Source organism: Cocleimonas sp. KMM 6892, assembly GCF_035798195.1.
GTDB classification, from domain to species: Bacteria; Pseudomonadota; Gammaproteobacteria; order Thiotrichales; family Thiotrichaceae; genus Cocleimonas; species Cocleimonas flava.
In genome coordinates this window covers 18,973-43,672 of sequence record NZ_JAPFBV010000005.1, presented here as the reverse complement: position 1 = coordinate 43,672, position 24,700 = coordinate 18,973, and the positions used below count along the sequence as shown (strand labels likewise).

At 40.7% G+C, this 24,700-nt stretch carries 24 protein-coding genes; 11 read left to right on the top strand and 13 right to left on the bottom strand.

Features of this window, described 5'->3' with window-relative positions; genetic code table 11:
* Nucleotides 1–24: 24 nt before the first annotated feature.
* The 7 genes from OO007_RS14050 (at nucleotide 25) to OO007_RS14020 (ending at nucleotide 6,017) form a co-directional block, all read left to right on the top strand.
* Nucleotides 25–993, top strand: coding sequence for an ABC transporter permease (locus OO007_RS14050; protein ID WP_131907082.1), 969 nt, complete (start codon nucleotides 25–27; stop codon nucleotides 991–993).
* Between the two features lie 27 nt (nucleotides 994–1,020).
* Nucleotides 1,021–1,746, top strand: a complete 726-nt coding sequence (gene pxpA / locus OO007_RS14045; protein ID WP_325809270.1) for a 5-oxoprolinase subunit PxpA — start codon at nucleotides 1,021–1,023, stop codon at nucleotides 1,744–1,746.
* 37 nt (nucleotides 1,747–1,783) lie between these two features.
* On the top strand, nucleotides 1,784–2,032 hold the full coding sequence (locus OO007_RS14040) for an acetyl-CoA carboxylase (protein ID WP_131906730.1): 249 nt from the start codon (nucleotides 1,784–1,786) through the stop codon (nucleotides 2,030–2,032).
* Nucleotides 2,033–2,045: 13 nt separating this feature from the next.
* Nucleotides 2,046–3,413, top strand: coding sequence for an acetyl-CoA carboxylase biotin carboxylase subunit (locus tag OO007_RS14035; protein ID WP_131906729.1), 1,368 nt, complete (start codon nucleotides 2,046–2,048; stop codon nucleotides 3,411–3,413).
* Nucleotides 3,414–3,429: 16 nt separating this feature from the next.
* A complete protein-coding gene (locus tag OO007_RS14030) occupies nucleotides 3,430–4,305 on the top strand; it encodes a 5-oxoprolinase subunit B family protein (RefSeq protein ID WP_325809269.1) in 876 nt (291 codons plus the stop codon).
* Nucleotides 4,295–5,269, top strand: coding sequence for a biotin-dependent carboxyltransferase family protein (locus tag OO007_RS14025; RefSeq protein WP_325809268.1), 975 nt, complete (start codon nucleotides 4,295–4,297; stop codon nucleotides 5,267–5,269). Before OO007_RS14030 ends, OO007_RS14025 begins: the two co-directional genes overlap by 11 nt.
* Before the next feature lie 154 nt (nucleotides 5,270–5,423).
* Nucleotides 5,424–6,017 carry a biotin transporter BioY gene (locus OO007_RS14020; RefSeq protein ID WP_325809267.1) on the top strand — a complete coding sequence of 198 codons (594 nt, stop codon included), beginning with the start codon at nucleotides 5,424–5,426 and terminating at the stop codon, nucleotides 6,015–6,017.
* Nucleotides 6,018–6,067: 50 nt separating this feature from the next.
* Here OO007_RS14020 and OO007_RS14015 read toward each other — a convergent pair whose 3' ends face one another.
* Together OO007_RS14015 and OO007_RS14010 are read right to left on the bottom strand one after the other, a co-directional pair.
* A complete protein-coding gene (locus OO007_RS14015) occupies nucleotides 6,068–7,435 on the bottom strand; it encodes a D-serine ammonia-lyase (RefSeq protein WP_325809266.1) in 1,368 nt (455 codons plus the stop codon).
* A 205-nt stretch (nucleotides 7,436–7,640) separates the two neighbouring features.
* Complete coding sequence (locus OO007_RS14010) at nucleotides 7,641–8,303, bottom strand: peroxiredoxin (protein ID WP_325809265.1); 663 nt, start codon at nucleotides 8,301–8,303, stop codon at nucleotides 7,641–7,643.
* 322 nt (nucleotides 8,304–8,625) lie between these two features.
* Here OO007_RS14010 and OO007_RS14005 point away from each other — a divergent pair, with 322 nt between their 5' ends.
* Both OO007_RS14005 and OO007_RS14000 read left to right on the top strand, forming a co-directional pair.
* Nucleotides 8,626–8,910, top strand: coding sequence for a hypothetical protein (locus tag OO007_RS14005; protein ID WP_325809264.1), 285 nt, complete (start codon nucleotides 8,626–8,628; stop codon nucleotides 8,908–8,910).
* Between the two features lie 108 nt (nucleotides 8,911–9,018).
* Nucleotides 9,019–9,585, top strand: coding sequence for a CBS domain-containing protein (locus tag OO007_RS14000; RefSeq protein ID WP_131906722.1), 567 nt, complete (start codon nucleotides 9,019–9,021; stop codon nucleotides 9,583–9,585).
* Between the two features lie 183 nt (nucleotides 9,586–9,768).
* Here OO007_RS14000 and OO007_RS13995 read toward each other — a convergent pair whose 3' ends face one another.
* The gene (locus OO007_RS13995) at nucleotides 9,769–12,336 is read right to left on the bottom strand and encodes an FAD-dependent oxidoreductase (protein ID WP_325809263.1); all 2,568 of its coding nucleotides are present in this window, start codon (nucleotides 12,334–12,336) and stop codon (nucleotides 9,769–9,771) included.
* 374 nt (nucleotides 12,337–12,710) lie between these two features.
* Between OO007_RS13995 and OO007_RS13990 the strand changes: the two genes are divergently transcribed.
* Complete coding sequence (locus OO007_RS13990; RefSeq protein ID WP_325809262.1) at nucleotides 12,711–13,292, top strand: hypothetical protein; 582 nt, start codon at nucleotides 12,711–12,713, stop codon at nucleotides 13,290–13,292.
* Between the two features lie 158 nt (nucleotides 13,293–13,450).
* Here the strand turns inward: OO007_RS13990 and OO007_RS13985 are convergent, their stop codons facing one another.
* The 7 genes from OO007_RS13985 to OO007_RS13955 form a co-directional block, all read right to left on the bottom strand.
* Nucleotides 13,451–13,579: a hypothetical protein gene (locus OO007_RS13985; RefSeq protein WP_279388054.1), complete on the bottom strand. Its 129-nt coding sequence runs from the start codon at nucleotides 13,577–13,579 to the stop codon at nucleotides 13,451–13,453.
* A gap of 111 nt (nucleotides 13,580–13,690) precedes the next feature.
* Nucleotides 13,691–14,485: a hypothetical protein gene (locus OO007_RS13980; protein WP_325809261.1), complete on the bottom strand. Its 795-nt coding sequence runs from the start codon at nucleotides 14,483–14,485 to the stop codon at nucleotides 13,691–13,693.
* Between the two features lie 218 nt (nucleotides 14,486–14,703).
* Nucleotides 14,704–15,555, bottom strand: a complete 852-nt coding sequence (locus OO007_RS13975) for an ABC transporter permease (RefSeq protein WP_131906719.1) — start codon at nucleotides 15,553–15,555, stop codon at nucleotides 14,704–14,706.
* A gap of 16 nt (nucleotides 15,556–15,571) precedes the next feature.
* Nucleotides 15,572–16,843 (bottom strand): ABC transporter permease, encoded by a 1,272-nt coding sequence (locus tag OO007_RS13970; RefSeq protein WP_131906718.1) that lies wholly within the window; start codon nucleotides 16,841–16,843, stop codon nucleotides 15,572–15,574.
* 188 nt (nucleotides 16,844–17,031) lie between these two features.
* Nucleotides 17,032–18,129 (bottom strand): ABC transporter substrate-binding protein, encoded by a 1,098-nt coding sequence (locus tag OO007_RS13965; RefSeq protein WP_131906717.1) that lies wholly within the window; start codon nucleotides 18,127–18,129, stop codon nucleotides 17,032–17,034.
* Between the two features lie 114 nt (nucleotides 18,130–18,243).
* On the bottom strand, nucleotides 18,244–19,347 hold the full coding sequence (locus tag OO007_RS13960; RefSeq protein ID WP_131906716.1) for an ABC transporter ATP-binding protein: 1,104 nt from the start codon (nucleotides 19,345–19,347) through the stop codon (nucleotides 18,244–18,246).
* Between the two features lie 203 nt (nucleotides 19,348–19,550).
* Nucleotides 19,551–20,039 carry a winged helix-turn-helix transcriptional regulator gene (locus tag OO007_RS13955; protein ID WP_243651642.1) on the bottom strand — a complete coding sequence of 163 codons (489 nt, stop codon included), beginning with the start codon at nucleotides 20,037–20,039 and terminating at the stop codon, nucleotides 19,551–19,553.
* A 296-nt stretch (nucleotides 20,040–20,335) separates the two neighbouring features.
* Between OO007_RS13955 and OO007_RS13950 the strand changes: the two genes are divergently transcribed.
* Complete coding sequence (locus OO007_RS13950) at nucleotides 20,336–21,364, top strand: GlxA family transcriptional regulator (protein WP_325809260.1); 1,029 nt, start codon at nucleotides 20,336–20,338, stop codon at nucleotides 21,362–21,364.
* On the opposite strand, the gene OO007_RS13945 is transcribed toward OO007_RS13950, so the two are convergent.
* Genes OO007_RS13945 through OO007_RS13935 form a run of 3 tightly spaced genes read right to left on the bottom strand, consistent with a single transcriptional unit; the run spans nucleotide 21,259 to nucleotide 24,672 of the window.
* Nucleotides 21,259–23,349, bottom strand: a complete 2,091-nt coding sequence (locus OO007_RS13945) for an ASKHA domain-containing protein (RefSeq protein ID WP_325809259.1) — start codon at nucleotides 23,347–23,349, stop codon at nucleotides 21,259–21,261. The two genes, OO007_RS13950 and OO007_RS13945, sit on opposite strands and share 106 nt — an antisense overlap.
* 14 nt (nucleotides 23,350–23,363) lie before the next feature.
* Entirely contained in the window at nucleotides 23,364–23,777 is a 414-nt protein-coding gene (locus OO007_RS13940; protein WP_325809258.1) for a GFA family protein, read from the bottom strand.
* A gap of 1 nt (nucleotide 23,778) precedes the next feature.
* On the bottom strand, nucleotides 23,779–24,672 hold the full coding sequence (locus tag OO007_RS13935) for a dihydropteroate synthase (RefSeq protein ID WP_325809257.1): 894 nt from the start codon (nucleotides 24,670–24,672) through the stop codon (nucleotides 23,779–23,781).
* Nucleotides 24,673–24,700: the final 28 nt, after the last annotated feature.

Sequence of the window (24,700 nt, the reverse complement as noted above, 5' to 3'; positions counted from 1 at the left end):
AAAGGAGCTTTAAATTTTTTCAAAATGGTGTTTGTGAAAATTGGCGTTTTGCCCTTTCTTTTGATTATTGCAATTATTGTATTTGCAGTAACTTCAGATAATTTTTTAACCAGCCGAAATTTATCAAGTGTCGTTCGACAATCATCCTTTCTAATTTTAGTTTCAGTGGGGCAAATGTTCGTACTGTTAACCGGTGGCTTTGATCTTTCGGTAGGGACTATTGTTGCTCTAACTTCCGTTGTAAGTGCAACAGCAATGGCTATTTTACATACGATTATGCCAGATTCAGTTTGGTTGGTTATAACACTCGGCTGTTTTGCAGGAATTTTAGCGGGTAGTTTTGTCGGAGTAATAAACGGACTTGGTGTTTCCTTATTAAATGTTTCTCCTTTCATGATGACGTTAGGGATTTCATCTGTTGGATTTGGAGTTGCCTTATACATGACGGGTGGCACACCAGTATATGGAATGCCTCCTGAGTTCGGAAATATATTCGGTTATGGCAAATTTTTAGGAATACCTGCTCCGGTTTTCATTGGCGGGGTACTTATTTGCATGCTGTATTTCCTTCTAAATTGGACTCGTTTGGGTAGATATTTCTACGCAGTTGGTGGGAATACCAAGGCTGCGAGCTTATCTGGAATAAATACAGGACTTGTGAAGTTTTTAGCTTATTTGATTTGTGCCGCAACTACTGCAATTGCTGGTCTACTGTTAACTGCTCGATTGGATACTGGTGAAGCCAATATTGGTTCAGCTATGCCTTTGGAGTCGATTGCTGCATGTGTCATTGCAGGTGTCAGTTTACGTGGTGGGCATGGTCGTCTAGAAAATGTCGTATTAGGTGCTTTGTTTATAGGCCTTGTGCAGAATGGCATGAATTTAGCGAGGGTTGAATCATACTTGCAGACGGTCGTTATAGGATTGCTTTTAATTTTGGCGGTTATTGCGGATCAGTTGCGAATTCGAGTCATGAAGAGTCTTTATAATTAAATTATAAAAAGTACATAGGAGGGAGTTATGAATATAGATGTAAATATTAACTGTGATATGGGAGAAAGCTTTGGAATTTATCAATTAGGAAATGATGAAGCAATTATGCCTTTTATTACTGAAGCAAATATTGCTTGTGGGTTTCATGCATCGGATCCAAATCACATGATGAATACAGCAGTGCTAGCAAAAAAGCACAATGTCAGAGTTGGGGCACATTTTTCACTTCCAGATCTAGTTGGATTTGGTCGAAGAGAAATGAAAGTAAATAAAACCGAACTTTACAATATTGTGGTTTATCAGGTTGGCGCATTAATGGGTTTTTTAAAAACGCTAGATGTTCCACTAAGCCACTTAAAAGCTCATGGAGCTTTATATGGAATGGCATCAAGACAAGAGCATGTTGCTGAAATCATTGCTGATGTCGGAGATTTATTTAAAGTCCCTGTTTTAGGGATTACAGGAACAAAACAAGAAGAGCAATGTAAAGCAAAGGGGGTTGAATTTAAATCTGAGTTTTTTGCTGATCTCGATTATGACGATAATGGTGGGTTAATTATCAGCAGAGTGCATGAGGCAGTGGACCCAGAAGAAGTTGTTGAGAAATGTTTAAGTGCAATAAAGAACGGCACAATATTAAGTGTCAATGGGAAAGAGTTAGCGGTTAAAGCTGAAACCATTTGTGTTCATTCAGATACACCAAATGCTGTTGAAATTGCTGAAAGTTTATCCACTGCTTTGAAACAAATGTAAGTTGAATTATTTGTAATATTTATAAGAGGATTATGTCATGGCTATTAAAGAATTTATGTCTCCAGTACCAGGAATATTTTATACACAGCCCAGCCCAGATGAACCGGTATATAAACAAGTAGGTGATGTTGTTTCAGAAGGCGATTCGCTGTGTTTGGTTGAAGTGATGAAATCTTTTCACACAATTGTATCTGACACATCAGGAACATTTAAAGGTTACCTCGTTGAAAATGAAGATGAAGTTTCTCCAGGGCAAGTTTTACTAGAAATAGAAATATCAGAGTAATAGGACATCTGTCATGAGTATAAATAAACTGTTAATTGCAAATAGAGGCGAAATTGCTGTACGTATTTGTAGAGCAGCACAAGAGCTTGGAATAAAGACTGTTCAGGTATACAGCGATGCTGATGAAGATTCTCTGGCTGTAAAAATTGCTGACGAGACTGTAAATATTGGTCCAGCTTCGGCAAGTAAGTCTTATTTAAATATGGAAGTAATACTTCAGGCAGCAAAAGAAGTAGATGCTGATGCTGTTCATCCGGGTTATGGGTTTTTCTCAGAGAATGCTGAATTTGCTGAGGCAGTTACTAACGCAGGGATGATCTTTGTCGGCCCTTCTGGAGAGACTATACGTCAGATGGGAGATAAAATTTCAGCACGTTATGCAGCGGATAAAGCAGGTGTTCCTACTGTTCCTGGAAGTAAAGGTTTATTAAGTGACTTTGCTGAAGCAAAAGATGTAGCCGATCAATATGGATTTCCTTTAATGGTTAAAGCTACAGCAGGTGGTGGCGGAAGAGGAATTCGAATTGTAGAAAATATAGAAGAACTTGAACGTGCTATCGCTGAAGCCAGTACTGAGGCTAAAGCGGCTTTTGGAAATGGAGGGCTATATATTGAAAAATATATAGAGACTGGTCGTCATGTTGAGGTTCAGTTGTTAGGTGATGGTACTGATGTAGTGCATTTCTTTGAAAGAGAGTGTTCTCTTCAAAGAAGAAGGCAAAAAGTTTGGGAAGAGGCTCCGGCATTTTTATTAACCGAGAGTGTTAGAAATAAACTCTGTGAGTCTGCAGTTTCTTTAGCCAAGTCAGTAAATTACAAAGGTGCTGGTACCGTTGAGTTTTTATACGATGAGACTTCAGAAGATTTCTTTTTCATAGAAATGAACACTCGTATACAAGTAGAACACCCTGTGACAGAAATGATAACGGGCGTAGATTTATTGAGAGAAATGATTCGTGTTGCAAATGGTGAAAAACTTAGATTTAAGCAAGATGAAATTAAAATTAAAGGTCATGCTATCGAAGTCCGTTTAAATGCAGAAGATGCTTCTAATAATTTCTTACCTAATCCTGGTGTTGTAAGTAAAGTTCATTTTCCTGGTGGTCCTGGTGTGCGAATGGATACCCATTTGTTTGCAAATTATAAAATTTCTCCATATTACGACTCTCTACTCGGCAAGTTGATTGTTCACGATGAAGATAGGCTTAGTGCAATCAAAAGATTAGAAAGGGCGTTATCAGAACTTGAAATTGAAGGGGTCAAAACTACTAAACCTCTCTTTCAAGCGTTAGCTAAAGACCCATCAGTAATATCAGGTGATTACGATACAAAATGGCTTGAATCTTGGTTAGAAACAAATAGTAGTAATTTGAGTCGCTAATTTAAGGAGAAACAAAATGAAAACACGCTATTCCTTTGGCGGTGATGAGCACATTTTCGTTGAAGTAGATAAAGAAATGTCTCTAGAAGCTTTTTTTAAAAGCCTAGCCATGACCAATCAAATTAAAGAAAAAAATATTGATGGGATTATTGAAGTCTGTCCTGCAAATGCCTCTTTTCAAATAAAGTATGATCCCGACAAAATACATCCAAACGATATGATGGATACATTAGTTGGAATTGAAAATGATGTAGATCATATTGAAAATGTTTTAGAAACACGAATTATTGAAATTCCTGTTTACTACAATGATCCATGGACCCATGAAACGTTAATGAGATTCAGAGAAAGACATCAAGATCCTGATGGAACTGATCTAGAGTATGGGGCACGCATTAATAATTTTGATTCTGTTGACGATTTCATCAACGCTCATCAAGAAACACCCTGGATAGTCACAATGGTAGGTTTTGTTGCGGGTTTACCATTTATGTATCAGTTAGTTGATAGAGAACATCAAATAGAAGTTCCGAAGTATCTTCGACCTCGCACAGATACCCCAAAGCATACTGTAGGTCATGGAGGTTGTTTCTCGTGTATCTATTCCGTACGGGGTGCAGGAGGCTATCAGATGTTTGGTGTTACCCCAATGCCAATTTTCGATCCAAACCAGGAGGTAAATCATCTGAAGGATTTTATGTTGTTTTTTAAACCAGGAGATATTGTTAAATATAGATCGGTCGATAGAGACGAATACGATCAAATACTACTTGATGTGGAGGAGGGTACATTTGAACCTCTCACAAAACCGGTGACTTTCGTGTTAGATGATTTTAATAATGACATGGAAGGCTATAACAAAGTTATTAAGGAGGCTTTATATGTCAATTAAAGTAATCACACCTGGGTTATCAACTAGTGTTCAAGATCTTGGTAGACCTGGTTATTATCATTTAGGCATTCCTTTATCTGGTGGAATGGATCGTTACGCTTTAAGAGTTTCAAATTTATTAGTCGGTAACGATGAAGGTGCCGCAGTTCTTGAAACAGCTTTTATGGGGCCTGAATTACTCTTTAACAAAGATGCCATTGTTGCAGTCACTGGTGCAGGAATGCTACCTAAAGTTGATGGTGAGGCTAAAAGTACATGGGCTTCTTTTGTGATAAAAGCAGGTCAAACTTTATCGTTTGATTTTCTTACCTCTGGAGCAAGAGCTTATATTGCGGTTTCAGGTGGAATTGATGTACCAATAATATTAGGTAGTCGATCAACATACACGCTTGGAGCACTAGGAGGTTTTGAAGGTAGGGGTTTAGCTGCTCAGGATGAGTTGCCAATAAACGAGTCTGACATTAGTAAACATACTGAAAAAAGTATTGATGAAAGCCTAAGAAATCTTCCACAGAAGCCTGGTGAACTAAGATTTATACCTGGAATTTACTGGCATCGTATAACAGAAAAATCTCAAGCAACTTTTATTAATGATACATGGAAAGTTGCACCTGAAGCTGATCGTATCGGTTACCGTTTTAAAGGCGGGGAAGCATTAGATTTTGTTGATAGAGAGCAGGCCTTTGGTGCGGGTTCTGATCCATCAAATATAGTTGATAGTTGTTATCCATATGGATCAATTCAAGTTCCTAGTGGCTCAGAACCTATTGTCCTACATCGTGATGCCGTCTCAGGTGGTGGTTATTTCATGGTTGGTGTCGTTATTTCTGCTGATATGGATTTAATCGGTCAACTTCAGCCAAATAAACCTAGTACGTTTGTCCCTGTCACTATGGAAGAAGCTCTTATTGCTCGAAGAGAAAGAAAAGAAAAGCTTTCAAAAGTAAGAGATTTTCTTAGTTAAATCAGAGTGATGATTTAGCAATAAATTTGATTTTTATACGCTTTTTAATTTGGACATATATTGAGGATATAGGAAATATTAAACAATCTGTTAAATGCATTTCTTAATCAGCATATATCTATTTACTTAACTAATTAATAATTGGAGGAACAGTATGTTCTTTAAACAAATTACCTACCCAACACTCATCCAGGAAGTATCTGGATTAAAAGACTCGATGCTGACAAAGGTATTTCTAGCCCTTGTGGGTTCCTTAGCTCTATGGGCGTCAGCCAAAATTAGTATACCTTTCTATCCTGTGCCAATGACAATGCAAACGTTTGTTGTCTTGATGATAGGGATGTCTTATGGTGCGAAGCTCGGTGGAGCAACTATTACGTTATATCTAGTTGAAGGAGCATTAGGACTTCCTGTCTTTTCAGGAAGCCCAGAGCGTGGTATTGGTCTTGCCTATATGTTTGGCCCAACAGGTGGGTATCTTTTAGGATTTTTAGTATCAGCTGTAACTGTAGGTATTCTTGCTGAGCGTGGTTTTGGTAAAAATATTTTATCTACCTTGATTTCTATGACAATTGGTACCGCAATAATTTTTGCTTTTGGCTTACTCTGGTTGGGCAGTATTATTGGTTGGGATGCATCTTTGTTAGAACTAGGTTTTACGCCTTTTGCGTTAGGAGCAATTTTGAAAATAGGTTTAGCTACTCTTTCACTACCTCTTGCTTGGAAATTACTAGGAAAGAAAAGCTAGAAGGATAAAGATATTGTTAGTGTATTCTTTGAAGTTATCCAAGGGGTACACTAACAATTTCTAGCATCACCCAAATCATAGTAATCCTGCCACACAGAATCAGGAACCATACTGCCACCCGTTGCCCATGCAATGTGCGTGGCACTCTCCATTTTATCTAGAAGTCCTTTAGCCTCTAAATAATCATTGGCTTTGTTGACGATGGAGATGCCGGGAAAACCGGCGAGTGCAGAGGGTTCTAGTTGGAGCTTTTCAGTATCTGCAACTAATCTAAGTAGTTGATACAGTTCTTTGTCTTCAACGGTGTATACGCCATCGAGTAATGGCTCCATGTTTTTACACACCAAGCCAGAGGGGCGACTCACAGCTAAACCATCTGCTGCTGTAAGACCATCTAATCCAATATCTTTAGCGCTGATGTCTTCTTGTAATCCCGTTCCTAAACCTAAAATAACAGCGGGTGCATGAGTGGGTTCGGCGAATATGCAGTGAACATTATCTCCAAATGCTAATTTTAGGCCAAAGCTAAGACCACCAGGGCCTCCGCCAACGCCACAGGGGAGATAAACAAATAATGGATGTTCGTTATCGACGTTAATTTCAAGTTCTGCTAATTGCTTCTTCAATCGTCTGGCGGCTACAGAATAGCCGAGGAATAAATCGGCTGAAGATTCGTCATCGACAAAGTGACAATTTGGGTCTTTTTCGGCTTCTGCTCTACCTTGAGCCACCGCGAAGCTGTAATCATCTTCGTATTCTTGAACGGTCACGCCTTTACTGCGCAATAAGTCTTTCTTCCATTGTCGGGCATCAGCTGACATGTGTACCGTGACTTTTAAGCCAAGGCTCGCACCCATAATGCCAATGCTCATGCCGAGGTTTCCGGTAGAGCCGACGACCAAAGCGTAATCACCAAAGAATTCGGTAAACTTTTCAGTGCTTAAAACGGAGTAATCATCGTTAGTGTTGAGTAAACCTGCTTTGATTGCGAGACTCTCGGCATATTTGAGTACTTCATAAATGCCGCCACGTGCTTTGATGGAACCAGAAATAGGTAAGTGGCTATCGAGTTTAATCAGTAACCGACCGGCAAGATCCATATCGTAAAAGGTTTCAAGCGCTTTTTTCATCGCAGGAGCAGTGACTAATTCGGATTCAATAATGCCGTTAGTAGAATGAGTTTCAGGAAAGGTTAGAGCGATATAAGGGCTAAACCGATCAAGGCGAGCCGCCGCATCGTGCTCGTCAGATTCTGAAAAATCTAGTGCAGAGTGCGCATCAGCAAAAGGTAGTTGATGGTTGTTTATCCAAAATACAGCTTTAGCATTTGCTAGGTCTTTGATCTCTGGGAATTTTAAAGAGTGCTCTGATATTAGGTTGGATTTAAGATTTGAGTGAGTATCGCTGCTGCGGGTCATTGATTGAAATTCCTGAGTAATCGTATCTTTTTTAATTATAGATGACTGACCAGAAGTATTATCTTAATTAGCGTTTTTTTGGAAAAAATGTAGGTGGTTTAAGTAGCCTTTGTGTTATTTATAGGCAAAAAATAACCCACCCTTTAAAGTATTTCATATAACATTGGGTGGGTTATTTTAGTGTTTAAGCGATAGCCAGTATGACTTAGCCAGGTTGCTTAGTTGTTCTTAAGTAAGGCTTGATAGTTTTCCATCCTGCTGGGAAAAGTCCTTTTGCTTCTTCATCAGAAACAGTCGGTACAATGATCACGTCATCGCCATCTACCCAGTTTACTGGTGTTGCTACTTTGTACTCTGCAGTTAACTGCATTGCATCAATAACACGTAAGATTTCCTGGAAGTTACGACCTGTAGCCATTGGGTAAGTCAGCATTAGTTTAATGCGCTTATCTGGTCCGATAACGAATACAGTGCGAACGGTTTGGTTGTTAGCCGCTGTACGACCATCTGCATCAGCTTCTTCATCTGCAGGAAGCATATTGTAAAGCTTTGATACGTTAAGGTCTTCGTCGCCAATCATTGGGAAGTTAACGGTTGAACCTTGCGTTTCTGCAATGTCTTTTTCCCATTCGCCATGATTATCAATTGAGTCTGCGCTGAGTCCAATTGTTTTTACATTGCGTTTTTCAAACTCAGGTTGTAGACGTGCAACTTCACCTAACTCTGTGGTGCAAACTGGTGTGAAGTCTTTAGGGTGTGAAAATAAAACAGCCCAACTGTCACCAATCCACTCGTGAAAGTTGATCGTGCCTAAGGTTGTGTTTGCGGTAAAATCTGGTGCTACATCATTTATTCTTAATGCTGACATGTTTAATCCTTTTTATTTGGTTTGAGTGTTGTTGTTAATGTGGAATAGATTATTCATGAAAAGTAATTTCTGTAAAAGTGATATAAATAGATTTATATATTACATTTTAAGATAAGTATTTTATGTCTGGTATTTGCATTTTTGTCTTCGTTGAGATTTGAAATCAGGAAGAAAGAGCCAAGAATTAGTTAAAAAAGCTCACCCATTCTAATATTGACTTAAAAAATGATAGTAGTATCGTGCGCAAAGAATCACGCAAAAACTACACTTATTATTTACTTTAAGTAGCAATAGGTAGCATTAGGTAGAAAAAATTATAAAAATGCGTTTTATTAAATTGTCATTTATTCTGTGTTTGGTGTCGCTGTTCTTTATCGTCAGCGTCTCAACGGATACCTTTGTATCGAATGATGAGCATGCGAGCGTCCATAAATACTATATTCCTGATGTCGTTGATTTTGACGATAGTCCAGATCTTGCACCTGCGCCTCAAACAAATTCCCATTTAGTAGTAAATGTATTTAGCATCGGCTTATTTGCTGTCTTGCAAAAAGCCATTCTCAAAGTCAAAAAGACCCTTTATATTCGCGGTCCTCCTATTTTCTGATTGATCTAGCCCAAATCAGTTTAAACAGCTAATGCATATGCCTTTTATTTATTCTCCATAGGAATTCCTGGGCGTGTGTTTTGTAAAAAATAGAATAGGTATTTGATTATGAAGAAGATGAATTTACACCCATTAAACCGTGTTGAACATTTGGTTCGTCCAGAAGATTTTGATGAAATAACCCTGAGTTCACCGGCAGTTTCTGTGTTTACAGACTTTAAAAAACACATGCCGTTAATGATTGAATCTGATATTTCAGCGGTTCAAGCAAAATATCTCATGCAAAAGACGCATGTACGTTTACAGATCGCGGTAGATAGAGAAGGGGAGCTGCTAGGTACAATCAGTTTAGATCAGCTCAGCGATCAAAATTTGTTAAAAGAGCACACGAAAGGACGTGATCGTGAAGATGTTCTGGTCAGGGATTTGATGACACCAAGAGAAGATATCATGGCTCTGGAGTATAAGGAGTTGATGGCATCTACCATTGGAGATGTTGTAGAAACGTTGAAAAAAGATGGGGTGCAGCACTTTTTGGTAGTCGAGCCGAATAAGCATCAAATCAGAGGAATTATTTCAACGTCTGACATCGCGCGTCGCCTGCATATTCCGTTGGATATTGAGACCAAAACCGCATCGTTTGCGGATGTGTTTAATGCTATAGGAAGTCTTTAACTAACAGAAAGTCTTTAACTAATAGAAAGTCTTTAACTAATAGAAAGTCTTTAACTAATAGAAAGTCTTTAACTAATAGAAAGTCCTTAACGAATAAAAAGACTTTAGGATAAAGACGTATCAGTGAATAACAGACGCCCATATTACATAGGCGTCTGTTTTTTCCAGATAATATTGCTTGAATCAAGAGTGCGTTTTAATTCCCTCTGGGTCGTACATCGCGCCGTATCCAACCGATTCGATTTTTACTTTGTAGATTTCATCGAAGTAGTCCATATCTAATATTCGACCTTCCTGACAGTATTCATGTGGAATGAACGCCAGCGCGATATTTTTACCAATGCTTGGACCGTATTCGATACTGGTGGTGTAAGATCGTCTACCCACTGAATCGATAAGAACTTCACCGGTTTCTGGATCGATGATTGGACAATTCCCTAGTGGATAACGTTTTACGCCATTGGCATCGGTATTGTCTTCCATGCTCAATGTACACAATGTCGCTGGTTGGTGTTCTCTGTCGCGAATTTTCAGGTAAGCTTCTTTACCGTAGAAATCAGCGGCTTTTACCAGTTTACGTGCAAGATCGACTTCTAGCAGATTGTATTCGGTGAGGATGTCGGTGTTTTGAATACGCAAACTCTTTTCTACACGACGACTGCTGGCGTAGGTTTCGATGCCCACCGGTAGCACGCCTTCTGAGTAAAGCGCATCCCATACTGCGAGCCCATCTTCGTATTTGAAATGTAATTCCCAGCCTTGCTCACCTACGTAGGAGATACGGAAAGCGGATACTGTTTTACCTGCGATTTCGATATCTTTAACTGCTACGAATGGGAAGTTTTCATTGCTGAGCTCTTCCGGATTGGTGACTAACTTTTCTAAGGTAGTACGTGCATTTGGACCCCAAAGTCCGATACAGCCAAAATCAGGTGAATGATCAACAATAGATAGTTGTTTGTAGCCGTGATCTTCAGACAAACGCTTCATCCAGACAAAGTCACGGTTACCGTTGTAACCACCATCGATAACACGGTAGTGGTTTTCAGCCAAACGCAATACCGTTAAGTCAGCGCGAACACCACCAGTGTGATCCAGAAAGTGCGTGTAAATGCCTTTGCCTGTCGGCGTATCACCCGCAACTTTTGCTACGCAGAGGAATTCCATAAAGTTTGCGGCTTGGTCACCCGTCACATCGTAAACAGCAAAATGACAAAGATTGATCATTCCCACGTTCTCTGACATTTCCAGATGTTCTGCATTGGATACGCGCCAGAAATGACGGTTTTCCCATTCTACTTCGCGCACAGGGACTTTATCTCCCCATTTTTCGAGTAGATGTTCGTTAGAGGCGTAACCGTGCGCTCGTTCCCAACCCACGGCTTCCATGAAGTAACCGCCGAGTTCTTTTTCGCGTTCCCAGAAAGGGCTTTTGTGATGATTACGAGCTGCAGTATAAGGTTCGCGATTATGTACTGGCGGATTATAAATTTTGAATGCCGTTTCATAACATCGATCAGCAATATACTGTTCAGTCTGTTGGAACGGGTAATAACGGGCAACATCGATACTGGAATGATCAAACTCGGTAACCCCATCAGTCATCCAGTCAGCAACTATTTTGCCAGTACCAGGACCATCTTTTACCCACACAGATTCAACGTACCAAAGGCCACGAACATTGGCTGATTCGCCAATAGAAGGGCCACCATCAGCGGTAACTTGTAGTAAACCGTTAAACGAATATTTCTCGTCATAACCCAGATCACCAAGAATAGGGGTGAGCTCCATGGCGCGTTCCATCGGCTCTATCACTTGTTCTAATTCCAGATCGCGCATCGACGGTGATAAGCGGCAATCTTCTTTTTCTAATATATCGCGTGGGTGACACATACGCGGCGCTTTCTCTTCGTAATAACCCCATTCTATTTGACCACCTTCGGCAGATTTAGGGTCGCCGGTATCGCGTAAGTATGCGGAGTTACCCTGATCTCTTAGTAATGGATAACCGATTTCTTTGCCTGTATTGGCAAATTCGTCAAAACCGCCAAAGAAGGTTAGTGGGTGATCGACAGGCATAATGGGTAAATCTTCACCGGCCATTTCTGCGATTAAACGTCCCCAAAGTCCGGCACAACACACCACATAATCTGCTTCGATATAGCCGCGATTAGTTTCTACCCCTTTGATATGACCATCTTCAATTTTTAAACCGGTACAGGAAGTGTTGGCGAAGGATTGTAACTTTCCGGATGCGACGCCCATCTCCACTAATTCACCGGCAACGGTTTGCGAGCGTGGCACAACCAGTCCTGCATCAGGATCCCAAAGCGCGCCCTGGATTACGTCTTCTTCAAGATGCGGAAATTTCTCTTTGGCTTCTGCGGGTGTAATCATTTCAACGCGATTACCGAAAGCCTTGCCAGACGTTACACGGCGCTTGAGTTCGACCATGCGTTCATCATCACCAACACGTGCAACTTCGATACCGCCAATGCGCTCGTAGCGACCCATTTTCTCGAAGAAGTCGATACTGTATTTCGTGGTGTGCATGGTCATTTGATCGTGCATGGTGTTAAAGCAAAAATCAGATGCGTGTGCGGTTGATCCAATATCTGTTGGAATGGCTGACTTATCGATGCCGACAATGTCATCCCAGCCGCGTTCGATTAGGTGATGCGCTACTGATGAGCCAGTAATGCCGCCGAGGCCGATAATGACGACTTTTGCTTTTTCCGGAAATTTTGCCATGTGTTTCACTCTCTAGATCAATCGGTAGTATGGGTAGGTTTCAATTTCATTAAGATGCTTGCTCTTACAATATCCTAACGTGATTGATTTTGCCTGAAACAAATTACTGACCTTATTTAAAAACGATATTTTATGTTTGATATGCGTCGGACTCGCTTATTAAGATAAACCATTAGTAAAAGAAAGCTGCCTAAAAAACGCCTGTAAGTAGGGGGGTGGCTTAATAAATTATACAAAGCTTTAAAATTCATATTTCTGTTGAATGAACCAGTATCTTTAATCACAGTCTGAGTAGTTTCAATATTTGCAGTATCGACGCAACACGTTTATTAAACTGATACTGCAAATGATTAAAATGGGTTTGCGAGGTTTACATGAATATTAATAGTGACAATAAACAGAAACAATTAGCAGAAAAAAGCCGTGGTGGTTTTTCGATCAGGTCTTTATTTGCAGGGGCATTTTCTTTCTTGTTTTTTGTCTTATCAGGGCTGATCGCCATCTCAATGTTGGTGATGGTGGGTGAAAGCATTATTGCTGGTGAAGAGTTCATGCCAGTCATTTTAAAGAGTATTAATACCGGCATTATTGCTTTAGCGGTGTTTGAGCTGGCTTTGGTTATCAATCAGGAGTACCGACTAGATAAAGGTGAGCATAATGTAATCACCAGCCTTAGAAGAACACTGCCACGTTTTATCGGCACGGTGTGTGTTGCCTTATCTCTGGAGGGGTTGATTATGGTGATTAAGTATAGTCAGCTTGATATGGCAGGAAACTTGTATTATCCCGTAGCCATTATCATTAGTACTGCGATATTGCTTGCTGCTTTAGGTTTATTCCTGAAGTTATTACCAGAGCCAACACAAAGACAAAATGAAGTGAAACTGATGACTGTTCCGTCGAACAATAGCCTAGATAGAGAAAGAGCAGATTTTCCCGTACCTACATATAACTAGTTTACTTATTACATATAAAGACAAGCAAAATTAAGATAGGTAAAAAAAGATAGGTAAAAAAAGATAGGTAAAAAAAGCCCTCAAAGTAGGGGGGTGGGTATACATTTTAAAATAACCAGACTAGTAAGGCACTAGTCTGGTTGTCTGCTAAATGTCGATCATTTTGTTCTTATTGTTAGATCCTGATCAGTGCCAAATGGGTTTTTGTGGACTTCTAATCCAGAAAAACTATTGCGTGCGTTTAAGCGGTTAAACTTACTGATTAGGTGTTTAATTAATGATGACATTCCTTTCTCCTTTTATGAATTAACCTGTTCCTTTCAGGTTGAGATCAGTATAGGACTTGAAGCGAAAACACTTTGTGACATATTCACGGTGAGTTTGTGAGATATTCACCTTTATGGAGTGATAACCGATGCGGCGAGCAGCTCTTCGTGAGTTGGGAACCACATTTGATCTGGCTTTTTACTAAAGACTTTATCCAGAAAGCTTTGATTGATTCCTCTGGATTTAAACAACTCAATATCCCGGCGTTGTTCCTCTTCCGGCTTGTGAAAGGGGACGAGCTTTTTGTGGTGTGAATAATCCAGTTTGTACTGGTGGAAGCCTAGTTTTGCGCCTTTTGAAAGGTGGCGTTTGTTACCGCCAATGAACGCACTGGCACAAGCACTGCTGCAATACTTATCTACTTCTGTATCGAGGTTATATCTGGAAAATAATTTAGATAAGCCTCGGCCTTCATAAATGTGCCCACCATTGCTTTCTAATAGCACCGAGGTAATGGTTTTATTCTTTTCAATCAATGAGGTGACGGCTTTTGTGATACCAATGTCTAAATCGCCTTTTATGGTTAATTGTTGTTTTTGTGGGTCTATAGAAAGGGTGTAAGACGGTTGCTCCTGTTTGGCTGCCAAACGTTCGATTTTGTTCTTATACAAGTACGCATCCTGAATTAATTCAAGACTGTAAGACAGCGTGAATAATACCGAGAGGACCATTACTGCCTGAATAAAACGCGTTTTGATTGTACTTGAGGCTTTAACAAAGTCTCTGTCGACAACACGTATCAAACCGATCAGTTGCCAGGGAAAGATAATCAGTCTGGTAATAGCCAGCGATATAAAGGTTGCACTAATGCGTTGCTGCGGGTCATCAAAGAAAGTGCGGAGTATTAGTGGTTCTAACAGGCTCAATAATATCAAAAGAAAAAGAAACACAACCCAGAATGAGAAGCTGATATTCAGCTTTCCATTCCAGTAATTGATTAAGAATTTGATAATCGACCCTTTGCTCAGTGAAAGCCTTTTTTAAAAAAAAGGCCTAAAAGGTGGGGGGTGGCTTTTCGTTTTTAGCCGTTGTTTGTTCTCAGATAATGAGTCACAACTTTATTCTTCATTGTTTACGTCGTTCGTTAGTGAGGTGTAATGCCTCTTAATCTTTCATTTCTACGGCGTAGTAATTCAACCATAAACAATAATATTATTGAGAACGTAATCAATAGCGTCGCAACTGCTAAAATTGTTGGGCTAATCTCTTCACGTATACCTGAGAACATAGCCCAAGGTATGGTACGTTGATTAACACTACCTACAAATAACACCACTACCACTTCATCAAAAGAGGTGATAAAAGCGAATAACGCGCCTGAAATAACACCTGGTGTAATCAGTGGAACAGTGATGCGGAAGAAGGTATTGGTAGGTGATGAACCAAGGTTTGCTGCTGCACGGGTTAAACTGTGGTCAAAGCCTGTCAGCGTCGCTGTAACGGTTATCACAACAAAAGGTGTAGCTAACGCAGCATGCGCAAGGATTACACCAATGTGTGTGCCTAATAAGTTAATTTTGGCGTAGAAAAAGAACATACCTGCAGCAGAAATAATAAGAGGCACAATCATTGGCGAGATCAGGATACCCATCATCGCTGTCTTGAATGGAAAATCTTTTTGACTTAAACCTAAGGCGGCTAAGGTGCCGAGGAAGGTTGAGATAATAGTCGAGAACAACGCGATGATTAATGAGTTTTTAACAGCGGCTCGCCAGTTAGAATCACTGAAGAAGGCTTCATACCATTTCGTTGAATAACCTGCCGGATCAAACGCCACCATTTCAGGTGTAAACGTAAAATAGGGCTGTGCATTAAACGATAACGGTATGATGACCAAAATCGGAATAATAAGGAAAGCAAAGATGAGCACACAAATTGTTAAAAATGTGTAATGCCAGATTCTTTCGCCAGTTGTTGCGTGTAGTGGAAGTGCCATATCTATTTCCTTTTCCTTAACCCAGTTTCATATTGTCGATGCCGACAATTTTGTCATAGAGGATATAAAGTGCGACTACTAGCAAGAGTAATAGCGTTCCTAAAGCGGCAGCTAAGCCCCAATTAAGTGATCCTGAAATATGATAAGCAATAAAGTTACTGATCAACGTACCTTGTGTTCCACCAACTAAAGCTGGGGTAATGTAATAACCGATTGAAAGGATGAAAACCAGGATGCCTCCTGCGCCGATACCCGCTATGGTATTGGGGAAATATACGCGTCTAAATGCCGTGAATGAATCTGCGCCCATAGAACGCGCGGCACGCACATAGCTAGGATTAATGGTCTTCATCACACTAAACAACGGCAGAATCATAAAGGGCAATAAAATATGTGTCATGGCGACCACAGTACCTGTCTGGTTGTGGATCATCGCTAGTCTGCCATCATTACTAATCAAGCCGATGGCGAAGAGGAAGTCGTTGATAACACCTTCCTTCTGCAATAAGGCAATCCACGAACTGGTTCTTACCAGTAGTGATGTCCAGAAGGGCAGTAGTACCAAAATGATTAATAAGTTACTGGTGCTGGTTTTTAATGTTGCTAATAAATAGGCAATTGGGTAACCCAGTAACACCGTTAAAAAGGTAATTAAAAAGCTCAGCCACAGCGTGCGTTTAAACAGATTTAAGTAAATCTGGCTGTCTTCCGCTTTCCAGGTGACGCCATCAACGTCCTGTTTCATATCAACAGCTGATAGGAAATACGATTTGGTATAAGGACCGCTTTCTCTATGAAGGAGTTGCCATGTTTCCAGTTTGCCCCATTTTTTATCCATGCCTATGAGGGCTTCTTGATACGTGGTTGTGAGTTTTTCAGGGTCTAGTTTTCTGAGTTTACGACCTGTTTTTCTAAACAGACTCGATGTGCCTGATTTTTCATAATTCAAACGCTTACCTAAGCGATTGATGGTTTTCTCTTTGGCTGCGACCTTGCCATCGATGATGAATGCTTTAAATACTTCTTCATCGGGAAGCTCGCCCGATTTGGGATCCCACTTTAATAATAAGGGTGCTGCAGTGGGTAGAATTTCTTGAGTAATAGAATTGTCGACACTTTTCATTAACATGTAAAAGATCGGCAATATAAAGGTAATTAGAATGAATAGGAATAAGGGAGCCACTAGGAGTAGGGCGTTGCGTTTTTTTCTTCGTAAAGAGCGCTGGAGGCTTAACTTTAATGAAATGCCGTCTGCTGTTTTTAAATCGCCCGTTTCGCTTTTTGTCATTCTAGATCCATGAATTTAGGGTTGTACTTTTATGATGAGAAACTATTAGTAAATGCTGTTTCTAGCTGTTCTATTAGCTGTTCTATCTAAATATTGTCTAACGTGTATAAACTATCTAGCTTGTGTAAATTAGATTAAAGTTGAATAAAAATAGCCGGAGTAAATCCGGCTATTTTTAAGCGCTTTAATTAGCCTTTAGCTAACCAAGCTTCAAACTTCTCAGCAAGTTCTTCTTTGCGATCAGCCCAAAAGTTAATGTCTTTAAACAGTGTGTTTTTAGCATTAGCTGGGTTTGTAGGCATATGTGGAGCCATATCTATACCTAGCTCAGCATGCTTACCTACTAACGCTGCAGACGACTTACGTGCTGGACCGTAAGAAATATACTTAGCCTGATCTGCTAAACGCTGTGTATCTGTAGCGAATTTTAAGTATTTCTTAACTTCTTCCAGGTTAGGAGCACCTTTAGGGATAATCCATCCGTCTAGTTCGAATAACTGAGCATCCCACATCATGCCAACAGGTTGCTTGTTTTCTACAATTGCAGAGAATAGACGACCGTTATAAGCAGAAGCCATTACAACTTCGCCATCAGCAAGTAGCTGACCAGGTTGAGCACCTTTCGTCCACCAGATTACGTCTTTCTTAATGGTGTCTAGCTTTTTGAATGCGCGTGCTACGCCTTCTTCAGTCTCTAGCTCTTTATAAACGTCTTTACCTGCAACACCGTCAGCCATTAAAGCCCACTCAAGGTTACCGATTGGGTTCTTTTGTAGAGCACGTTTTCCAGGATATTTTTTAGTATCAAAAACATCGTTTATGCTTGTTGGTGGAGTGCTACCTACTTTATCAGTACGGAAACCGATAGTTGTTGAGTAAACAATCTGTGGAATGAAACATGGTGAAACAAGTGAATCGCCAAAGTCTTCAGAAGCAGGTGTTCCATCTGGAGCTGGTGCTAATAGTTTATCAACATCAACTTCGAGGGCTAGACCTTCGTCACACAGTGCGACAGCATCATCAGGAACAACATCGACCAAATCCCATGAGATTTTTCCAGCTTCTGCTTGAGCACGCAATTTAGATGCGCCTTCAGCTGCAGAGTCATCATTGATGATCTTGACGTCTGGATGTTCCTTCATGTAGGGCTCGTGATAAGCTTTCTGCTGACTTTTTGTATAAGCGCCACCCCAAGATACAACAACCATTTCGGTTTTTGCTTGAGCTGTGCTTACGCTTGCTGCAAGTACTGCAGTAGCTAGGCTACACTGGATAAAAGTTTTCATTATTAATCTCCTTTGATGGTAATAATGTTCTTGATGAAAAGTGCGGATATTGTTTCTTCCGCACAGGTAAGAGGCTAATGCCAAATCCGTATATGACTCTGGGGTTTAGAGTCTTTAATTATCAAACGCGTCTAATGCGCGACAATCATATTCATTCCAGCCGATCTTGACGGTATCGCCTTTATTAAGATCAGCATGGTGTGAAGAATTGGGAATCTTCACGTAAAAATTATCATTTCCACAGACTTCCATGCGCGTACGAATGTGGTCGCCGAGGTAAATGAGTTCCGCAGCCTTGGCTTCAAAGATATTAGGTACCTGACCAGGTTCTGGGTTAACAATAACGCGTTCAGGTCGGATAGATAATGTAGAAGGCTGTCCGACTCCCTTGATATTAATTTTATTCGCTTGTATCTGAGAGCCATCATCGGTTTTAACTACGCAGCTGTTTTCAGTTTCACTGGTGACTATGCCATGGAGGCAATTGTTATCACCAATAAAATCAGCAACGAATGCATTTTCAGGCTCTTCATAAAGAATATTGGGTGGTGCTAATTGCTGGATAACACCAGCATCGAATACTGCAACGCGGTCTGACATTGTCAGCGCTTCGCTTTGGTCGTGCGTTACATATAAAACTGTTACACCAAGTCTTTCGTGTATGTGTTTGATTTCATACTGCATTTGTTCGCGTAAGTTTTTATCTAATGCGCCTAAAGGTTCATCCATCAGGACAACATCTGGATCGAATACTAAAGACCTTGCTACGGCAACTCGTTGTTGCTGACCACCAGACAATTGAGCTGGACGTCTATCTGCAAAGTTACCTAATTGCACCATGTCTAAGGCATTTTTAACTTTTGCTTCGCGCTCTGATTTCCCCATTTTTCGAACTTCTAAAGGGAAAGATAAATTTTCACCGATAGTCATGTGTGGGAATAGTGCGTAGCTTTGGAAAACCATGCCGATACCGCGTTTATGCGGAGGAACACGGTTTATTGGGACATTGTCTAGGTATATTTCACCGTGTGTGGCTGGCTCAAAACCTGCGAGCATCATGAGGCAAGTTGTTTTGCCTGACCCTGAGGGGCCTAACATGGTGAGAAACTCACCTTTTGCCATATTTAAATTTAGGTCTTTAACAACGAGGATTTCGCCATCATAACTCTTTTGAACATTTTCGAATCTAACTAAGTAATCTTCTTTGTTTACAGGCATAAATTTAAGGGTCTGTGGTTTTATTATTAAAAAAGCTGGTTTTATTCATTAATTCTGTAAAAAATATAGGTTAAGGAATATTCATTGTCAAACTTATGATTAATATTAATTTTCTAAGTGTTTAATATGTATTTATATGTCGTTTTATGGCAAATAACAGGATTAAATCCTGTCTTTAAGAATTATTTAGTCAGTTTTTGGAGTTATATATTTCTGAGGTCGTTGTACGTAGTGTCTTTCACTTCTTCACTGACAATATTGGTATGAGTGAGTGAAACATAGGGCAATGTATCTAACCCTTTTCCCAGAAACTCTCGATATTGTTGAATATCGCTAAAGCGAAGCTTCAATAGATAATCAAAACCACCTGCTATCATGTGACATTCTAGTATTTCAGAATAGTTTTTTACTCTGTTGGAAAATTCTCTAAACACTTCATTGTTCGTTTTTTCCAGAGTGACCTCGATGAATACTAATAAAGACGTGTTTGTTTTTACGGGACAAATGATGGCGTGATAGCCTTGAATAACTTCTGCTTTTTCAAGACGTTTGACTCTTTCAAGACAGGGTGTGGGACTTAGGTTAACACGTTTTGATAATTCAACGTTTGAAATTCTTGCATTATGTTGTAGCTCTTCCAGAATGCGTTTATCTATTGAATCCAGTTGAAGTACTTTATTTTTTTCTATCACGATATTTCATCCTGTTTACTAATGCAGATGTTTGGGTTTGTTCTTGGTACTGAAGGAATAGAGAGATATTATGCCAAAAAAGTTCATTATAAAGCATCTTAATTTCTTATTAATTATAAGGGCAGTTTATCTGAGTATATAAAAGGCACCTCCCCACTTACAGGCAGTTTTTTTATAAGCTATGAAAAAATACATAAGGATTTGCTTATCAAATAATGATAATAAAAAGAGGCTAATTTACATTATTAAATTATACTCTGAGTAATATTGTGACTGTTACATAGGTATAGGCATCGTTGATCACTGAAGACTTAACTAGTGAGAATTTCTCTCCGAAACATTTTGGATTTCTGGCGTTGCCCGGATTTTCTTTGATTGCGTATGCGGCTGCAATCGATACGCTGCGATTAGCAAATCGTTTACAAGGCGCTGAACTGTATACCTGGGAGACGATTACGCCTAACGATGAATTAGTCATGGCAAGTAATGGGCTAGAAGTTAAACCTAACCGTAATTATCAAGATACTGATGTTTATGACATGCTGTTTGTTTGCGGCGGCGTAAAAATCAGCAGTACCTGGTCAGAATCAATAGGCAAGTATTTACGTTATCAGGATAAAAGAGGGGTCGTGCTCGGTGCCTTATGCACTGGTGCCTATATTTTAGCGAAGGCAGGCTTACTTGATGGCTATCGTTGTACTTTGCATTGGGAAAACATAGCGTCTATGCGCGAAGAATTTCCCCATTTAAATATCACTGATGACATTTATGAAGTGGATCGTAATCGTTATACCTGTGCGGGCGGCACAACGCCTTTCGACATGATGCATCATTTGATTTCACGTCAATATGGAAGAGTACTTGCGGCGGCTGTGAGTGAAACTATTCTGGTTGATCATGTGCGTAATATGACCGACAGACAACGTGTTCCCTTAAGACAGCAAATCGGTACGAGTCAACCTAAATTGACCGAAGCCGTAATGCTGATGGAAGCAAATATTGAAGATCCATTAACGCCTGACGAATTATCCAGTTTAGTCAGCATTTCAAGACGTCAACTCGAGCGTTTATTCCGAAGTTATTTGAACTGCACACCTACGCAATATTATTTGGGATTACGTTTACGCAACGCCAGAAGACTGTTGTTACAAACAGAAAAGGCGATTATTGATATATCACTTGTCTGTGGTTTTTCATCGGCCCCTCACTTTAGTAAATGTTATCGCGATATGTTTGGTTTGCCGCCACGAGATGAACGACGCCTTCTTCTTAAGCGAGGCGAGTCTGAAGACGATTCTTCTTTTGCAGGCAGTAAAACAACCTGAGATAGGTGCTCGAAAGTATCTATCTTGTGTGGAATTGCCATGGCATTTACGAAGTAATCCTGAAAACTGGCTTCCGTAGCTGTTTCAATTTTTTCCATGCGCAATACTTCATTTTCGATTTCACGACGTCCCGCCAGATTGGTTAAGGCAATTCTTGCGCCTGTTCCGGCGGCATTGCCTACAGATTGCACCTGATCGAGAGGACAGTCTGGAATCATTCCCAAAAGCATGGCGTATTTCGGATCGATGTGCGCACCAAATGCACCGGCAAAACGGATCTGCTCGATTTTCTTGACGTGTATCTTATCCATCAATAATTGCACGCTGGCATAGAGCGTGCCTTTTGCGAGTTGAATGGCACGAATATCATTTTGAGTTATCAGAACACCTGTTTCAGATCTGGCCGAGTTGATGTCGCTATCATCGTTTTTACTCGCCACCATTTTGTAAGCCCAGGTTTTTCCATCGTTAACAATGCGCGCAGATATACTGGCTTTTTCACCGTTAATGACGCCATCAGTGGTCACAATGCCTGCGAGATACATGGTGGCAATAGCTTCGATGATGCCCGAGCCACAAATGCCGGTGACGCCCGTCTCGCCAATAGCTTCATCGAAACCAGGGTCGTCCGACCAGAGATCTACCCCTATCACTTTATAGCGTGGTTCCAGCGTTTCAGGATCAATTCGAACTCTTTCAATCGCGCCCGGTGCAGCACGTTGCCCATTATGAATTTGTGCGCCTTCGAAGGCAGGCCCAGTTGGGGATGAGGCCGCTACCAGCTTTTTCTTGTTGCCTAGAATAATTTCAGCATTGGTGCCCACATCAATAATGAGTGTCATCGCGTCATTTTTATAAGGTGCTTCAGAAAGCACTACTGCAGCTGCATCAGCACCAACATGTCCGGCAATACAAGGCGGTAAATAAACCTGTGCGCCGGCTGCCAAATGTAGATCTAAATCTCTAGCGGGTAAGGTCATCGAAGCTTGGGTCGCTAATGCGAATGGCGCTCCACCTAACTCAACGGGATCGATCCCAAGAAAAATATGGTGCATAACCGGATTGCCGACAAAGGTGGCATCTAGCAGTAAATCTTTAGACACTGGCTTGTCGTCAGATCGAGGTGAGGTATTTGCCTCAATCAACAGCTGATCAACTAAATGGTTAATGCCTTCTCTGATTGCAGCGGTCATTTTTAAATCACCGCCTGGATTCATCATTGAATACGAAACCCGACTCATCAGGTCTTCACCAAAGCGTATTTGAGGGTTCATAATGCCGTGTGATGCGAGCACTTCACCGGTAGCTAGATGACACAAATGACCAGCAATGGTGGTAGACCCCATATCGACTGCCAAGCCATAAGCATCTTCTTGTTTACCTGACCAAATACCAATAATGCGCTGGTTCTCATAAATGGCAACAGTCACTGTCCATTTACCTTTTCGAAGCGCAGGTTGTAGATCGCGTAATAAATGGGTTTCAATCGATAAGTCAGTGAGACTTGTCTCGAACTCAATGGCATCTTTGAGCCTTTCCAAATCTCCCGTGGGTGAATTTAAATCTGGTTCTTCAACATCGACTGTGATCAGTTTAACGGCTGGTTTGTTTTCTATATCTAACACGGTCGCATCTTTACGAATGACCTGCTGGTGTGTCTGACTTTCTGCTGGAACATCGATGACGATGTCGCCTTGTATCTTTGCACTGCAACTGAGTCGGTAGCCTTGCTCTAAGTCTGCTTCACTGATTCGCTCTCTTTCGGCAGAAGTAATAGGGGAGAGGTGTTGTGTCTGAGATTCTATTTGGTGTTTAGGAAACGAGCCTGTACTTAATTTAACTTTGCAACGGGTGCATAAGCCATTGCCACCGCAGAGTGAAGCAACATCTGCGCCTAATTCTCTCGCTGCAGATAATACATCTGTGCCTTCTTTTATGTCTCCGCGAATACCTGATGGCGTAAAAACGACTTTAAAAGTGCTCATTCATTTATCTCAATCTATTTATCATTTTCTAGAGCAGGAATAACACAATAATCACTGGCATCTTCAGTATGTATATTGCCTACCGTTTTTAAGTGTGTTGGTGCATCTAGAGTTCCCGCACCAATGCTGATTTGATTATCCTTATTGTTGTCCCAGAAGACATTACCACCACAATTTTCGCAGAACCCCTTAAAAGTGCCAGGTGAACATTCATACCACTTTAAGGTGTTTTCAGATTCCATTGTTAAATGATCTTTATTGACGCGTGTTGCCGCAACATGATGACCACTGGTTTTACGACATTCTGAGCAAAAGCAATTAACTACGTCCCGTGCTGGTCCATCGATGCGGTACTTTACGCCACCGCAATGACAACTCCCGGTTAGGTGAGAATCCTCTTTGTTATTAATGCTCAAAATGTCTGTCATGTTAACCTCTGCGGCGGCGACGTCCAGAACGTTCGCGTGCTCCTGCTGCAGGTGGTTCACGATAATTAGAAAGCCATTGTGCGCAATCAGGGTCATTGCCCATCACCACATCAGCTGCTCGTACAGCCTGAACCACTTCTGTGTGTAATGGATTCACGATGGCTGATGTCATTCCAGCCCCCATTGCCATACTAATGAATGACGCATTCATACCGTTTCGGTTAGGAATACCAAAACTAAAGTTAGACGCGCCACAGGTGGTATTTACTTTTAATTCATTGCGTAAGCGACTGATTAAATGCAATACCTGTTTTCCAGCATCGTTGATTGCACCAACTGGCATCACCAGCGGATCGACCACTATGTCCTCGGCTTTAATACCATAATCCTGAGCTCTTTCGATTATTTTTTTCGCTACTTCAAAGCGCACATTCGGATCTTCCGAGATTCCTGTTTCATCGTTTGAGATTGCAACCACAGCACAGTTGTATTTTTTGATGAGGGGTAATACATCTTCCAGACGATCTTCTTCACCAGTAACTGAATTCACTAAGGGGCGACCTTGATAGACTTCAAGTCCCGCTTCCAAAGCAGCGACGATGGATGAATCAATAGACAGTGGGACATCCGTAATTGATTGGACCAATTTGATGGTGTCTGCGAGAATTTTAGGTTCGTCAGCTAAGGGTATGCCGGCATTTACATCCAGCATTTGAGCCCCGGCAGCTAGCTGAGCCAGGGTATCCATTTCTACACGTGTAAAATCACCGTTTTTCATTTCTTCAGCAAGAATTTTCCTGCCAGTGGGATTGATTCTCTCACCGATCATAACAAAGGGCTCATTAAAACCAATCGCAATTTCTTTACTGTGCGAGCTTAATACCGTTCTGGTCATTTTACTTCTCCTCTTTTACATTGAGTTT